Raw genomic sequence first — 14,016 nt, forward strand, 5'->3', positions numbered from 1 at the left:
ATGGAAGACTATCGCCTCATGGGAACGCCAGACGCCGCGGCCGCCGCGCTCGCCGCGCACACGAACTGCGCCGAACACTCGATCGCCGTCGTCCTCGGATCGGGGTGGAATGCCGCCGCCGACCGGTTCGGCGAATCACTCTGCACCGTCCCGATGGCCGATCTACCGGGGTTCACACCGCCGTCCGCCGCGGGTCACGCCGGAACGATCCGCTCCGTGGACGTGGGCGGCACACGGGTCCTCGTCCTCCTCGGCCGCACCCACGCCTACGAGGGCCATCCCCTGTCGTCCGTCGTCCACCCGGTACGCACGGCCATCGCCGCGGGAGCGACGACCGTCATCCTGACGAACGCCGCCGGGGGAATCCGCGAGGACTTCACCGTCGGACAGCCCGTGCTGATCAGCGATCACCTGAACCTCACCGCCCGGTCACCGCTCGTGGGCGCGGAGTTCGTGGACCTCGTCGACGCGTACGACCCCGAACTGCGGGCCCTCGCCCGCGACATCGACGGGTCGCTGACCGAAGGCGTCTACGCCGGTCTGCCGGGTCCGCACTACGAGACCCCCGCCGAGATCCGCATGCTGCGGACGATCGGTGCGGACCTCGTCGGCATGTCCACCGTCCACGAAACGATCGCGGCACGGGCACTGGGCGCCCGCGTCCTCGGGATCTCGATGGTGACGAATCTCGCGGCCGGCATCACCGGCGAGCACCTGAACCACGAGGAGGTCCTCGCCGCGGGCCGAGCGTCCGCCGACCGCATGGGCGGTCTCCTGCGAGAACTGGTGGAACGCTTGTGAGCGATCCGATCGCGGACTGGATCGACGCCGATCCCGACCCCGAAACCCGGGCGGAACTCGCAAATCTCTCCGCCGACGAGCTCGCCGACCGCTTCGCCGCTCCGCTGAGTTTCGGGACCGCGGGTCTGCGCGGGCCGGTACGGGCAGGCCCGAACGGCATGAATCACGCCGTGGTGATCCGCACGACGGCCGGGCTGAGCGCGTGGCTGAAAGACCGGTGCCCGGGCGGCTCCACCGTCGTCGTCGGGCGCGACGCGCGGCACGGATCCGAGAAGTTCGCCGTCGCCGCCGCGGAAGTGCTGGCGGCCGCAGGATTCTCGGTCGTCCTCCTCCCCCGCCCGCTCCCCACACCGATTGTCGCGTTCGCGGTCCGCCGCCTCCGCGCCGCGGCCGGCGTGCAGATCACCGCCTCCCACAACCCCGCCGCCGACAACGGGTACAAGGTCTACCTCGACGGCGGCGCCCAGTTGATCTCGCCGTCCGACAAGGAGATCGAAACATCGATCGCCCGGGTCGGGCCGGCGAATCTCGTGCCCCGCACCCCGGTGACACCGACGTCCGAGGAACTCCTCGACCGCTACGTCGAGCGGGTCGCGTCCCTGCCGACGGGACGGTCGCGGACCCTGCGCATCGCGATCACCGCCATGCACGGCGTCGGCGGCGAGACCGCGGTCACCGCACTGAAATCCGCCGGATTCACCGACGTCCACACCGTCGCCGCACAGTTCCACCCGGACCCGGACTTTCCGACCGTCGAATTCCCCAATCCCGAGGAGCCGGGCGCCTCGGACGCCGTCCTCGCTCTCGCCGCGGACGTCGGCGCCGACATCGCGCTGGCCCTCGACCCCGACGCCGACCGGTGCGCGGTCGGCGTGCGCGGGCCGGACGGCTGGCGGATGCTCCGCGGCGACGAGACAGGGGTCCTGCTCGGCGAGCACGTCCTTGCCTCCGCCCCTGCCGATTCGCTCGTCGCGACGACGATCGTCTCGTCCGACCTCCTCGGAAAGCTCGCCGAAGCCCGCGGCGCCCGCTTCGCCCGCACCCTCACCGGCTTCAAGTGGCTCGTCCGAGCGGGCGAGGGTCTCGTGTACGCGTACGAGGAAGCGATCGGTCACTGCGTCGACCCGGAGTCGGTGCGCGACAAGGACGGTATCTCCGCCGCGGTGATGGCCGCCGATCTCGCCGCGACCCTGCGAGCAGAGGGGACGACACTCCTCGACAGGCTGGACGACTACGCGCTCGAATTCGGATTGCACGCCGGAGACCAGGTGTCGCGACGTGTCACCGACCTCACGGACATCACCGCGATGATGCAGCGCTTGCGGTCGGAACTGCCGACCGAACTGGCCGGCGAACCCGTCGAGGCCACCGACCTGGCGGAACTGCGGGGGCCGTCCCGCACCGACGCCGTCGTCCTCGCCGGGTCCACCGTTCGGATGGTCGTGCGTCCCTCGGGAACCGAACCCAAGCTCAAGTGCTACCTGGAGGTCATAGTCCCGGTGCCCGATCAATCGGCGCTACCCTCAGCCCGCGAGACGGCCGCAACCCGGTTGAACCTGTTGCGCGAGTTCGCCGAAGCCCTGTAGCCGAGGCGTCAGCGCGGTCCGAACTGACGGTCCCCGGCGTCGCCGAGGCCGGGCACGATGAACGCGTCCTCGTTGAGCCCCTCGTCGACCGCAGCGGTGACGAGTCGCACGGGATAACCCGACGCCGAGAGGGCGGCAACACCTTCGGGCGCCGCGACGACGCACACGGCCGTGACGTCCGTGGCGCCGCGGGCGACGAGCAACTCGATCGTGTGCACCATCGAACCGCCGGTCGCGAGCATCGGGTCGAGAACGTACACCGGGATCCCGGACAGATCCGCGGGGAGCGACTCGAGGTATGGCACCGGCAGATGCGTCTCCTCGTCCCGAGCCATCCCGACGAAACCGACTCGCGCCTGCGGGATCAGGCTGCTGGCCTGCTCGACCATGCCCAGTCCGGCGCGCAGGACGGGAACGAGCAACGGCGGATGAGTGAGCCGCACCCCGTCAGTCGTCGCGATGGGAGTGACCACGTCGAACGTCTCGACCGGAGCCTCGCGCATCGCCTCGTACACCAACATGTGCGTCAGCCTTCGCATGGCGGCGCGAAATGTGGCATTCTCGCTGCGCGCATCGCGCATCGTTGTCAGGAGGACCGCTGCGAGCGGGTGGTCGACGACGTGCGTGTTCATTCTCGAAGGATAAGGGGGCGCGGGGCTAGATTTCGCAGGAGAGCAATTCTCGGCGAATCGGGGGCGGAACCGAATCGGTCTCACCGGCGGCGTCCACCAATATGGTGACCGGTTTGACGTCCTCTCGGCCGTGAACGACCGAGATTCCCCTCGAGACTCGCGTCCCGAGGTTCCTGTTTCACAGATAGTTGCCTCCCCACACTTTATGTGCGGGGCGGTCTCACACCATCTCCGCAGGCTGCCACCGTCAGTCCGACGGCCAAAATATTCTTCGCCGCGTTCACATCCCTGTCGTGGAGGGCGCCGCATCGGCACGTCCACTCCCGCACGGTCAGCGGCATCGTCGAGGCGATTGCCCCGCACACCGAGCAGGTCTTCGACGAGGGATAGAACCGGTCGATCGCCACCACCCGCCGCCCGTACCAGTCGGCCTTGTACTCGAGCATCGACCGGAACTCGGACCAACTCGCATCGGAGACCGCCCGAGACAACGACCGATTCTTCACCATGTTCCGCACACTCAGATCCTCGATGGCGATCACTTGGTTTTCGTGCACCAGTCGAGTGGAGAGTTTGTGCAGATAATCGCGACGCCGATCGGTGATCCGGCCATGTATCTTCGCGACTTTTTGTCGGGCCTTAGCCCGGTTACAGGATCCTTTCTCCTTCTTGGCCAGCACCCGCTGCGCCTTCGCCAACCGCTCACGGTCCTTGCGCTCATGACGCGGGTTGGTGATCTTCTCCCCCGTCGAGAGCGTGTAGAGGCTCGTGATCCCGGCGTCGAGTCCGACCACCCGATCGGTCGACTCGAGTTCGATAATCGTGTCCTCGACGAGGATCGAGATATGGTACTGACCACGAGCATTGCGCGACACCGTCACCTGCGACGGTACGGCCCCCTCCGGTAACGGCCTCGACCACCGAATGTCCAGGGGTTCGGACTGCTTCGCCAACCGGATCTGCCCGCCGCGGTAGGTGAAGCAGTTCGAGTAGTAGGTCGCCGAATCCTTCGACCGGCCCTTCCTCTTGAATTGCGGGTAGCGGGACTGCTTGCGCCAGAACCTGTCGAACGCGCCCTGCAACTGCCGCAGCGACTCCTGCAGCGGTCCCTTCGAGGGCTCCGACAACCACTCGGTTTCGGTGTCCCGCTTCCATCCGGTGAGCATCTTCGAGGTATCCGCGTAGGTCACCCGTCGCTGCTCCTGCGACCAGGCACGCGAGCGCTCGGCCAACGCCCGGTTGTAGACATACCGGGTGCATCCGAACGTCCGAGCTAGCTGTTCCGCCTGCACCGCAGTCGGATAGAAGCGGTACTTGAACGCCCGCTTCACCACCCTCCCCGCCATGCCTGAGAGACTAACATCCTAAAATTCCAGTTGCAGGGGATCGGCTATCCCGGACCTGTCCGACCTGGTTTGCCCCCGAAAGATTCACGGATCAAATCCGACTGGGGGGATGACGATGAACGACTTGAGGGCGGCTACCGCGAGTATCGCCGAGTCGAGTGAGTCCGATCACGTTACGGCCGCAGAAGACGGGAACCGCACGCTGACCGGTCTCTGGATCGACGACTCCATCTCGACCCTCGACGCCCGCACACTCGCGACGATGATCACGAGCACCACGCAGGAGGCCGCCCGGCTCGCCACCGGACAGCGCACCCGGGTGATGACGACTTTGCAGGACGGGTTCGGGAGGGTGTGACCGTCATTCCCCGGCGAAGTCGATGACCGTCTGGCTGAGCGGCATTTCGTCGGTACGGGGTTCGGGTGTGGGCAGATACGTGACGTCGTCGAGTGTCGCGTGCCCTGCCAGGTCGAACGCGTCGAACTCGAACGGCACGCTCTCGGCCAACGCGGGATTCGTGTTGTCCATCAGATGGAAGTGCAGGTGCGGCGCCGTCGACTGACCGCTGTTGCCGAGTTGGCCCAGCATCGCCCCTTTCTCGGCGCGATCGCCCTCCTTCACGGCGATGCTGCCCGGCACGAAGTGGCCGTAGAACGCGTACACACCGTTTCCGAGGTCCAGGACGATGTGGTTGCCGGTCGCCTCGGTGAGGTTGCGCTCGGGCTGCGGTTCCCCGATCACGTTCTCCTCCTGGCCGTCGAGAACCGAGACGACCTCCGCGTCGGCCACCGCGACCACGTCGGCCCGGTACCCGACGTAGTTCTCTTTGGTGTTGTCGCCCCGGTACGCGTAACCCTCGCGGTCCACCCCCAGGAAGTCGATCGCGTACCGCTCGAAGTTCAGCAGCCGTCCGTCGACCGACCAGACACCGCGGCGGTGATGGGTGTTGTCGGCGCAGCAGCCTTCCATCGCCGCCCATCCGTCTCCGCGGAGCGGCGGGCCGATCACCGGGACCGTTCCGTCGAAGACCGGGATGGTCACCGACGTGTCGAGGGTGGCAGGCACGGGACCACCGGATTCGTCGACCATGCCCGCGAGGCCGGGAATCGGCTGATCGGGCGGCGGCGTGCCCTGGGCGCGGACCGAGACCGTCGCCTGCACCCCGTCCGGCACCGGGGTCGCCTCGTCCAGGGCGACGTCGACGAAGAAGACGCCGAGTTGGGCGGGTTGCAGGCGATCGGTCGGGGTCGCGTTGTCACCCACGAGGTTCATGTTCGCCGCGACCGACGCACCCTCGTAGTTCGCGAGGACGCCGTCCGCTCCGTCGGCCGAGTCGATCTGCACGCGCTGCACGACCAAGGGAACGGCCGCGGTGTTCGTCACGTGGACCTCGAACGTCAGATGGTTGCGACCGTCCGTCGCGGCGACGGGGGACGGGGCGAACGGGATGGACAGCGCGACAGGCGAGGGTCCGTCGAGCTCAGCGGTCGACGACAGCCGTTCGGCGCTGGACCATTCGGTCCCCCACTCCGGCGAATCCGACCCGGAGGCGTCCGACGTGCCGCACGCGACCGTCGTCGCGCACATCCCCAGCACTGCGATCGAGGCGGCGAGCGACCGTCGCCGCCGGGGGCTTCCCGTCACATTGCCGATCCGGAACATGCAGCCTCCTCGAACGACTCGACGCACAGTGAACGTCATGGTAGGGCCCCGATACGCGCCGCTCGCCCCGTTTGGCCGACTAGGTCGCGGCCGCCGCGACACGGCGGCGACGGGCGCCGGAAACGCTCCGCACACAGCCCGGGTACAACTTTGGCCGCGGGGTCGATAGGCTTCGCGCCATGGCTGGAGACATCGTCCCGATCGAACTCGGTCTCACCGACGGCGACCTCGTGACACTGTGGGCACCACGGTGGCGTGAGGGCGACGACGAGTGGGAAGCATTCCTTGGTCACGAGGAAGACCTCTACGGGTTCGAATCAGTGGCAGAACTCGCTGCCTTCATCCGCACGAACACCGACAACGATCTCGTCGAGCATCCCGCGTGGAGTGTGGTGTCCGGGCTGTCCGCCGCCGAACTCGAGCCCGACGAGAACTTCTGCTTCGATCTCATCGGTGTGCCGGAGCTTGCCGCGAGCGACCCCGAGGCTCTTGTCGTGAGCGAACTCGAAGACACGCTCAACATGGTGCGCAACATCGGTGAGGTCTGCGAACTGGACGCGGTCACCAAGTTCTTCAACGCGAACCCCATTCTCGGCGCGCTGCCCGCAGGCGTCAGCGCGTTCGAGGGCCGCGAGGGCGAGGAACTGTGGGCCCAGATCGGTACCGCCATCGCGAAGGGCTGGGATGACGTCCTCGACGCCGTCGACAACATCGTCGCCACCCCCGAGGTGGACGCCGAGGCGGTAGCCGTCGCCGAGGCCGAACTGGTGGCCGCCGACGAGAACACCGTCGACGTGGACGACGTGGCCGAAGAGGCGGAGGAAGACGAGGAGTTCGTCGCGCTCGACCTCGACACCGAGGACGAAGAGGAGGACGACTCGTTCTGGGGTGCGGTGGGTGTCGACCCCGTCAAGATCATCACGTCCGGGGAGACCTACTTCACGCTCCGCTGCTACCTCGACGACGACGCGCTCTTCCTCGGGCGTGACGGCGCGATCTTCGTCTTCACGTCCGAACGCGCGCTGGCCCGTTACCTTGCCGACAACCACGAGCACGCGCTCGCGCAGGTGAGCACGTACGAGGAGATCCAGGTGGCGGCCGTCGACGGATCGCTCGAGGTCGAGGTCACCGACGAGAACGTGTACGTTCTCCCCGGTCTCGCCGACGACCTGGCCGCCGGTCCGGAGTCCGTCGACGCGGACCAGCTCGACCTCGCCGTCGAATTGTTCACCGATGCAGCCGATTTCGCCGACGACGACTCGGTGGAAACCGCACTCGCGACGTCCGAGCCGCTGGGCTGGTACGTCTCGTTCGTCCTCAACCCGGATCCGACGCGGATGGCGCCCAGCGCACCGTTCGACGCCGAGGCGGAGGCGTGGCGGACGCTCGAGCGGGAGTTCGAGGCCCGCCTGCGGAAGGTCTGAGCGCCCGCATTCGGGACGCTCAGCCCACCAGCACGGCGAATCCCGGCTTGATCACCTCGTCGATCAGCTGCAGCCGCTGATCGAACGGGATGAAAGCCGATTTCATCGCGTTGATGGTGTAGCGCTCGAGGTCCGTCCAGCCGTAACCGAACGTCTCGACGAGGCGCAGCATCTCCATGCTCATGCTGGTGTCGCTCATCAGCCGGTTGTCGGTGTTGACGGTCACCCGGAACCGCAGCCGGGCAAGCAGGTCGAACGGATGATTCTCGAGCGCGTCCACGGCCCCGGTCTGAACGTTGGAACTGGGACACAGTTCCAGGGGAATCCTCTTGTCCCGCACATAGTTCGCAAGCTTGCCCAGCACCGGGACGCCGTCGTCGCCGATCGTGATGTCGTCGGTGATCCGGACCCCGTGCCCGAGGCGGTCCGTCCCGCAGAACGCGATGGCCTCGTGGATGGACGGCAGACCGAACGCCTCACCCGCGTGAATGGTGAAGTGCGCATTGCTGCCCCGCATGTACTCGAAGGCGTCGAGGTGGCGGCTGGGCGGATTCCCGGCCTCGGCCCCGGCGATGTCGAAACCGACGACGCCGCGGTCCCGGAACCGGATCGCCAGTTCCGCGATCTCCCGGGACCGCGCCGCGTGCCGCATCGCGGTGAGCAGTACGCCGATCCGGATGTTCTGGCCGCGCACCTCCGCCGCCGACTCCCCTGCCTCGAATCCCAGCAGGACCTGCTCCACCACCTCGTCCAGGGTCAGCCCCTCCTCGAGGTGCTGCTCCGGGGCGAACCTGACCTCCGCGTAGACCACGCCGTCGGCGGCGAGGTCCTCGGCGCATTCACGGGCGACGCGTTCGAGCCCGACGGGTGTCTGCATGACCGCGACCGTGTGGGCGAACGTCTCGAGGTATCTCTCGAGCGAACCGCTGTCGGCGGCCTCCCGGAACCACGTGGCCAGCGCGGGCGCGGTGTCGGCGGGCAGCGCGTCGTAGCCGCAGTCGCGGGCGAGTTCGAGAACCGTCTCGGGCCGGAGACCCCCGTCGAGATGGTCGTGCAGCAACACCTTCGGCGCTCGGCGCAGGGCCGACAGATCCAGTGCGGTCATGCGTCGACGTTAGCGTGAGGGATCCTCTATCCGCTCGATGACGAGCGGCGTGGTCACCGACGGCGCGTCGGCCACGACGGTCCAGGCTTCGGAAAGTACGGCTTTCGCCGCGGCGAACCGTTCGGGCGTGTCGGTGTGCAGCGTGACGAGCGGGGTGCCCACCGACACCGTCTCCCCCGGCTTCGCGTGCAACTCGATGCCCGCCCCCGCCTGCACCGGCTCGCCCTGTCGCGCCCGACCCGCGCCGAGCCGCCATGCGGCGAGCCCGACCGCCATGGCGTCGAGACCGCACACCACCCCGTCCGACTCGGAGAGCAGCACCTCGGTGTGCCTGGCTGTCGGCAGCGGCGCGTCGGGGTCGCCGCCCTGGGCGGCGATCATCCTCCGCCAGCGGTCCATGGCGGATCCGTCGCGGAGTTTGTCGGCAGGGTCGACTCCGTCGATTTCGGCTGCCTTCAACATTTCTCGCGCGAGCTCGAGAGTCAGTTCCACGACGTCGGACGGGCCGCCTCCGGCCAGCACCTCCAGCGATTCCCGCACCTCCAGTGCGTTGCCCGCGGTGTGACCGAGGGGCGCGTCCATTGCCGTGAGCAAAGCCATCGTCCGCACTCCGGCGTCGTTCCCGAGGTCGACCATCGTCTGGGCGAGCTCCCGCGCGTCGTCGAGCTTCTTCATGAACGCGCCCGAACCGACCTTGACGTCGAGCACGAGCGCGCCGGTGCCCTCGGCGATCTTCTTGCTCATGATCGAGCTGGCGATCAGGGGAATCGACTCGACCGTCCCGGTGACGTCGCGGAGCGCGTACAACCGCCGGTCCGCCGGCGCCAGGTCTGCGCCGGCGGCGCAGACGACGGCTCCGACGGCGGGATCGGACAGGATCTCGGCCATCTCGGAGGTGTCGAGGTCGGCGCGCCAGCCCGGGATCGACTCGAGCTTGTCGAGGGTTCCGCCGGTGTGACCGAGCCCGCGTCCCGACAGTTGCGGCACCGCGGCGCCGCATGCCGCGACCAGCGGTGCGAGCGGGAGCGTGGTCTTGTCGCCCACACCACCCGTCGAGTGCTTGTCGACGGTGGGGCGCCCGAGGTGGGTGAAGTCGAGGCGTCGACCGGACGAGATCATCGCCGTGGTCCAGCGGCTCACCTCCTCGCGCGTCATCCCGCGGAAGTAGATCGCCATGGCCAGCGCCGACATCTGCTCGTCGGCCACGACCCCCCGGGTGAATGCCTCGACCACCCAGTCGATCTCTGCACCGGACAGTTCCCTGCCGTCGCGCTTGGCGGCGATGATCGACGAGGCGTCATGCATGGCTGATTCTCCCCTTCTCCTCCGGACCGAAAGCGTCCGGCAGCAGCTGTTCCAATGGGCGCACGCCGGCCCGGTGGTCGACGAGCAGTCCGGGGCCGCCGTGCTCGAAGAGAATCTGCCGGCAGCGTCCGCACGGCATGAGTATGTCGCCACTCGCGTCACAGCAGGTGAAGGCGATTAATCGCCCGCCGCCGCCCGCAAATAAGTTACCGACCAGTACACACTCGGCGCAGAGCCCCAAACCGTATGAGACATTTTCCACATTGCATCCGACGACGATTCGCCCATCGTCCACCAGCGCCGCCGCTCCCACCGCGAACCCGGAGTAGGGCGCATAGGCCTGGCCCATCACCTCACGCGCGTTGGCGCGCAACAGCTTCCAATCGATCTCGACCATGGTTCCCCATCCAATCACGTGGGCTGAATGGATGCAGAGATTCGCTCGGTACGGCCCATCCGCATTGGAGAGGCAAACCTAACTTCATTTGAAAGGGCCGTACGAACCCCGACTCGAATTAGTTCCCCCGTTTCCGTTGGGTTTAGAGTTCAGAGAAGTCGGTTCAGGATCACGTCGGGTCCCCAGTTGTGGTATGTCCGCAACGCTGCGCAGACTCGACACGTCCACCAATGACGTTGGAGGCACAGCACTCGATGAGTACTACGACTGAAGCCGCTCCGGCCAAGGAGCGCACACGGTCGCTTTACCGGGGCGACCCCGGAATGTGGTCCTGGGTTTTGCACCGGATCACAGGCGTAATGACGTTCTTCTTCCTATTCGTGCACGTGCTGGATACCGCGCTGGTGCGTGTGAATCCCGACACGTACGACAGTGTCATCGAGACCTACAAGAACCCGATCGTCGGGCTCATGGAGCTCGCGCTCGTCGCCGCGGTGCTGTACCACGCACTGAACGGCGTCCGGGTGATGCTGGTGGACTTCTGGTCCAAGGGACCGCAGTACCAGCGCCTGATGCTCTGGGTAATCCTTGCGATCTGGTTCCTGGTGATGATCCCGGGCGCAGGCCGCATCTTCTACAACATGTTTGCGGGGCACTGACATGACGACAGAAGCCAAGAGTCTCGGCAAGACCTACGACCGTCCCGCCAGCCTGGACAACCCGCGCTCTCCGCGCCGGACCTCGAAGAACAACTTCGAGCTGTACGCCTGGCTGTTCATGCGGTTCTCCGGACTCGCACTGATCTTCCTCGTGCTCGGCCACCTCTTCATCATGCTGATGCTCGACGACGGTGTGCACCGCATCAACTTCGCGTTCGTCGCAGGCCGCTGGTCCAGCCCGTTCTGGCAATTCTGGGACCTCACCATGCTGTGGCTTGCCCAGCTGCACGGCGGAAACGGACTCCGCACGGTCATCGCGGACTACTCCCGCAAGGACTCCACGCGCTTCTGGCTGACCACGATCCTCGTTCTCTCGATGATCCTGATCATGGGCCTCGGCACGTACGTCATCTTCACCTTCGACCCCAATATCTCGGCGAGCTAGGGGAGCACAGATTTCATGCAGGAACACCGTTATGACGTGGTCATCGTCGGTGCCGGCGGCGCCGGCATGCGCGCAGCGATCGAGGCCGGTCCCCGCGCCCGCACCGCGGTACTGACCAAGCTCTACCCCACCCGCAGCCACACCGGTGCGGCCCAGGGCGGCATGTGTGCCGCGCTGGCGAACGTGGAGGAAGACAACTGGGAGTGGCACACCTTCGACACGGTCAAGGGCGGCGACTACCTCGCCGACCAGGACGCCGTCGAGATCATGGCCAAGGAGGCCATCGACGCGGTGCTCGACCTCGAGAAGATGGGTCTGCCGTTCAACCGCACGCCCGAGGGCAAGATCGACCAGCGCCGTTTCGGTGGTCACACCCGCGATCACGGTAAGGCCCCCGTGCGCCGCGCATGTTATGCCGCGGACCGCACCGGTCACATGATCCTGCAGACGCTCTACCAGAACTGCGTCAAGCACGACGTCGAGTTCTTCAACGAGTTCTACGCCCTCGACATCGCGATCACCGAGACGGAGAACGGCCCGGTCGCCACCGGCGTCATCGCCTACGAGCTGGCCACCGGCGAGATCCACGTCTTCCACGCGAAGTCCATCGTGTTCGCCACCGGCGGCTCGGGACGCATGTACAAGACGACGTCCAACGCGCACACCCTCACCGGTGACGGCATGGGCATCATCTTCCGCAAGGGCCTTCCACTGGAGGACATGGAGTTCCACCAGTTCCATCCCACAGGCCTCGCGGGGCTCGGCATCCTCATCTCCGAGGCCGTGCGCGGTGAGGGCGGCATCCTCCGTAACGCCGACGGCGAACGGTTCATGGAGCGCTACGCCCCCACCATCAAGGACCTCGCACCCCGTGACATCGTTGCGCGGTCGATGGTCCTCGAGGTCCTCGAGGGACGCGGCGCGGGACCGAACAAGGATTACGTCTACATCGACGTGACCCACATCCCCGAGGAAGTCCTCGACGAGAAGCTCCCCGACATCATGGAGTTCTCCCGCACCTACCTCGGTGTGGACCCGGTCAAGGAACCGGTGCCGGTGTACCCCACCTGCCACTACGTCATGGGCGGTATCCCCACCCGGATCAACGGTGAGGTCCTGCGCAACAACGACGAGATCGTCCAGGGCCTGTACGCCGCCGGCGAATGCGCCTGCGTCTCCGTCCACGGCGCGAACCGTCTCGGCACCAACTCGCTGCTCGACATCAACGTCTTCGGACGCCGCGCCGGCATCGCCGCCGCCGAGCACGCCAACAACAGCGAGTTCGTCGACATGCCCGAGGCGCCCGAGAAGATGGTCGACGACTGGATGGCCACCATCCTGTCGGACCACGGTCACGAGCGTGTCGCGGACATCCGCAGCGAGCTGCAGCAGTCCATGGACAACAACGCCTCCGTGTTCCGTACCGAAGAGCGCCTCACCCAGGCCCTCAAGGATGTGCGCGCACTCAAGGAGCGCTACAACCACATCACGGTGCAGGACAAGGGCAAGCGCTACAACAGCGACCTGCTCGAGGCCGTCGAGCTCGGCTTCCTCCTCGAAATGGCGGAGGTCACCGTCGTCGGCGCGCTGAACCGCAAGGAATCGCGCGGCGGCCACGCCCGCGAGGACTACCCGGACCGCAACGACGCCGAGTACATGAAGCACACGATGGCATACAAGGAGGGCGACGGCCTGCTCTCCGACATCCGTCTCGACTACAAGCCGGTAGTCCAGACCCGCTACGAGCCGATGGAGCGTAAGTACTGATGAGCGCACCTGCAGTCGACAAGAGCGAGAACAAGTCGGATCTCCCTCCCGTGCCCGAGGGCGCCGTCATGGTCACCCTCAAGATCGCTCGGATGAACCCGGAGTCCGGCGAGGGCCAGCACTGGGACAGCTTCCAGGTTCCGGCTCTGCCGACGGACCGCATGCTGAACCTGCTCCTGTACGTGAAGGGCTACCTCGACGGCACCCTGACGTTCCGCCGCAGCTGCGCCCACGGCGTGTGTGGTTCGGACGCGATGCGGATCAACGGCGTCAACCGTCTGGCCTGCAAGCTCCTCATGAAGGACATGCTGCCCAAGGACGGCAAGCCGGTCACGATCACCGTCGAGCCCATCAAGGGCCTGCCGGTGGAGAAGGACCTCGTCGTCGACATGGAGCCCTTCTTCGACGCGTTCCGCGCCGTGAAGCCGTTCCTCATCACCACCGGCAACGAGCCCACCCGTGAGCGCATCCAGTCGCAGCACGACCGGGCACGTTTCGACGACACCACCAAGTGCATCCTGTGTGCCTGCTGCACCACGTCGTGCCCGGTGTACTGGAGCGACGGCAGCTACTTCGGTCCCGCTGCCATCGTCAACGCTCACCGGTTCATCTTCGACAGCCGTGACGAGGGTGCGTCGGAACGTCTCGACATCCTCAACGACAAGGACGGCGTCTGGCGTTGCCGGACCACGTTCAACTGCACCGACGCGTGCCCGCGTGGCATCCAGGTGACGAAGGCGATCCAGGAAGTCAAGCGCGCGCTGCTCTTCGCACGCTGACCCCAGGTCTGCCGAGCACGTTCCAGGGCGCCCCCGACCGCACCGGTCGGGGGCGCCCTGCGTCGTGTCCAACCTCACTGTCCGAGCGGTCACACGGTGAAATCTCC

The 14,016-nt window shown here is 66.7% G+C and carries 14 protein-coding genes; 8 read left to right on the plus strand and 6 right to left on the minus strand.

All coding sequences use genetic code 11. The features are described 5' to 3' along the window. The first annotated feature begins 18 nt into the window (after positions 1 to 18). Both JVH1_RS05030 and JVH1_RS05035 read left to right on the plus strand, forming a co-directional pair. On the plus strand, positions 19 to 801 hold the full coding sequence (locus JVH1_RS05030) for a purine-nucleoside phosphorylase (protein ID WP_029539462.1): 783 nt from the start codon (positions 19 to 21) through the stop codon (positions 799 to 801). Then, positions 798 to 2,387 (plus strand): phospho-sugar mutase, encoded by a 1,590-nt coding sequence (locus tag JVH1_RS05035; protein WP_009479463.1) that lies wholly within the window; start codon positions 798 to 800, stop codon positions 2,385 to 2,387. Before JVH1_RS05030 ends, JVH1_RS05035 begins: the two co-directional genes overlap by 4 nt. A gap of 8 nt (positions 2,388 to 2,395) precedes the next feature. Here JVH1_RS05035 and upp read toward each other — a convergent pair whose 3' ends face one another. Next, positions 2,396 to 3,019, minus strand: a complete 624-nt coding sequence (upp, locus tag JVH1_RS05040) for a uracil phosphoribosyltransferase (RefSeq protein WP_043782117.1) — start codon at positions 3,017 to 3,019, stop codon at positions 2,396 to 2,398. A 203-nt stretch (positions 3,020 to 3,222) separates the two neighbouring features. Continuing rightward, positions 3,223 to 4,365, minus strand: a complete 1,143-nt coding sequence (locus JVH1_RS05045) for an RNA-guided endonuclease TnpB family protein (protein ID WP_043782115.1) — start codon at positions 4,363 to 4,365, stop codon at positions 3,223 to 3,225. Positions 4,366 to 4,480: 115 nt separating this feature from the next. Here JVH1_RS05045 and JVH1_RS05050 point away from each other — a divergent pair, with 115 nt between their 5' ends. Then, positions 4,481 to 4,723 (plus strand): YbaB/EbfC family nucleoid-associated protein, encoded by a 243-nt coding sequence (locus JVH1_RS05050; RefSeq protein WP_009479459.1) that lies wholly within the window; start codon positions 4,481 to 4,483, stop codon positions 4,721 to 4,723. 3 nt (positions 4,724 to 4,726) lie between these two features. Here JVH1_RS05050 and JVH1_RS05055 read toward each other — a convergent pair whose 3' ends face one another. Beyond that, a complete protein-coding gene (locus JVH1_RS05055; RefSeq protein ID WP_009479458.1) occupies positions 4,727 to 6,028 on the minus strand; it encodes a peptidoglycan DD-metalloendopeptidase family protein in 1,302 nt (433 codons plus the stop codon). A 179-nt stretch (positions 6,029 to 6,207) separates the two neighbouring features. Here JVH1_RS05055 and JVH1_RS05060 point away from each other — a divergent pair, with 179 nt between their 5' ends. Further along, the gene (locus tag JVH1_RS05060) at positions 6,208 to 7,452 is read left to right on the plus strand and encodes a hypothetical protein (protein ID WP_009479457.1); all 1,245 of its coding nucleotides are present in this window, start codon (positions 6,208 to 6,210) and stop codon (positions 7,450 to 7,452) included. Between the two features lie 19 nt (positions 7,453 to 7,471). Here JVH1_RS05060 and JVH1_RS05065 read toward each other — a convergent pair whose 3' ends face one another. Genes JVH1_RS05065 through JVH1_RS05075 form a run of 3 tightly spaced genes read right to left on the minus strand, consistent with a single transcriptional unit; the run spans position 7,472 to position 10,259 of the window. Further along, positions 7,472 to 8,557: an adenosine deaminase gene (locus JVH1_RS05065; protein WP_009479456.1), complete on the minus strand. Its 1,086-nt coding sequence runs from the start codon at positions 8,555 to 8,557 to the stop codon at positions 7,472 to 7,474. Positions 8,558 to 8,566: 9 nt separating this feature from the next. Further along, positions 8,567 to 9,862 (minus strand): thymidine phosphorylase, encoded by a 1,296-nt coding sequence (locus tag JVH1_RS05070; protein WP_009479455.1) that lies wholly within the window; start codon positions 9,860 to 9,862, stop codon positions 8,567 to 8,569. Continuing rightward, complete coding sequence (locus JVH1_RS05075; protein WP_009479454.1) at positions 9,855 to 10,259, minus strand: cytidine deaminase; 405 nt, start codon at positions 10,257 to 10,259, stop codon at positions 9,855 to 9,857. Before JVH1_RS05075 ends, JVH1_RS05070 begins: the two co-directional genes overlap by 8 nt. A 254-nt stretch (positions 10,260 to 10,513) precedes the next feature. On the opposite strand from JVH1_RS05075, the gene sdhC reads away from it, so the two are divergent. The 4 genes from sdhC to JVH1_RS05095 are packed head-to-tail and all read left to right on the plus strand — an operon-like array spanning position 10,514 to position 13,909. Continuing rightward, positions 10,514 to 10,918 (plus strand): succinate dehydrogenase, cytochrome b556 subunit, encoded by a 405-nt coding sequence (gene sdhC / locus JVH1_RS05080; protein WP_005239889.1) that lies wholly within the window; start codon positions 10,514 to 10,516, stop codon positions 10,916 to 10,918. A 1-nt stretch (position 10,919) separates the two neighbouring features. Then, on the plus strand, positions 10,920 to 11,363 hold the full coding sequence (locus JVH1_RS05085; protein ID WP_005239887.1) for a succinate dehydrogenase hydrophobic membrane anchor subunit: 444 nt from the start codon (positions 10,920 to 10,922) through the stop codon (positions 11,361 to 11,363). Positions 11,364 to 11,378: 15 nt separating this feature from the next. After that, positions 11,379 to 13,130, plus strand: coding sequence for a succinate dehydrogenase flavoprotein subunit (sdhA, locus tag JVH1_RS05090; RefSeq protein ID WP_005256984.1), 1,752 nt, complete (start codon positions 11,379 to 11,381; stop codon positions 13,128 to 13,130). Next, the gene (locus JVH1_RS05095; RefSeq protein ID WP_005256985.1) at positions 13,130 to 13,909 is read left to right on the plus strand and encodes a succinate dehydrogenase iron-sulfur subunit; all 780 of its coding nucleotides are present in this window, start codon (positions 13,130 to 13,132) and stop codon (positions 13,907 to 13,909) included. Before sdhA ends, JVH1_RS05095 begins: the two co-directional genes overlap by 1 nt. Positions 13,910 to 14,016: the final 107 nt, after the last annotated feature.

The sequence above is a fragment of the Rhodococcus sp. JVH1 genome, assembly GCF_000280725.2.
Lineage (GTDB): Bacteria > Actinomycetota > Actinomycetes > Mycobacteriales > Mycobacteriaceae > Rhodococcus_F > Rhodococcus_F jostii_A.

Bases quoted from the DNA above. Each gene is read 5' to 3' on its own strand.
- JVH1_RS05070 (WP_009479455.1), bottom strand. From the start codon at position 9,862: ATGCATGACGCCTCGTCGATCATCGCCGCCAAGCGCGACGGCAGGGAA.
- JVH1_RS05045 (WP_043782115.1), bottom strand. From the start codon at position 4,365: ATGGCGGGGAGGGTGGTGAAGCGGGCGTTCAAGTACCGCTTCTATCCG.
- JVH1_RS05065 (WP_009479456.1), bottom strand. From the start codon at position 8,557: ATGACCGCACTGGATCTGTCGGCCCTGCGCCGAGCGCCGAAGGTGTTG.
- JVH1_RS05085 (WP_005239887.1), top strand. From the start codon at position 10,920: ATGACGACAGAAGCCAAGAGTCTCGGCAAGACCTACGACCGTCCCGCC.
- JVH1_RS05030 (WP_029539462.1), top strand. From the start codon at position 19: ATGGGAACGCCAGACGCCGCGGCCGCCGCGCTCGCCGCGCACACGAAC.
- sdhC (WP_005239889.1), top strand. From the start codon at position 10,514: ATGAGTACTACGACTGAAGCCGCTCCGGCCAAGGAGCGCACACGGTCG.
- JVH1_RS05095 (WP_005256985.1), top strand. From the start codon at position 13,130: ATGAGCGCACCTGCAGTCGACAAGAGCGAGAACAAGTCGGATCTCCCT.
- JVH1_RS05055 (WP_009479458.1), bottom strand. From the start codon at position 6,028: ATGTTCCGGATCGGCAATGTGACGGGAAGCCCCCGGCGGCGACGGTCG.
- JVH1_RS05050 (WP_009479459.1), top strand. From the start codon at position 4,481: ATGAACGACTTGAGGGCGGCTACCGCGAGTATCGCCGAGTCGAGTGAG.
- JVH1_RS05075 (WP_009479454.1), bottom strand. From the start codon at position 10,259: ATGGTCGAGATCGATTGGAAGCTGTTGCGCGCCAACGCGCGTGAGGTG.
- JVH1_RS05060 (WP_009479457.1), top strand. From the start codon at position 6,208: ATGGCTGGAGACATCGTCCCGATCGAACTCGGTCTCACCGACGGCGAC.
- sdhA (WP_005256984.1), top strand. From the start codon at position 11,379: ATGCAGGAACACCGTTATGACGTGGTCATCGTCGGTGCCGGCGGCGCC.
- upp (WP_043782117.1), bottom strand. From the start codon at position 3,019: ATGAACACGCACGTCGTCGACCACCCGCTCGCAGCGGTCCTCCTGACA.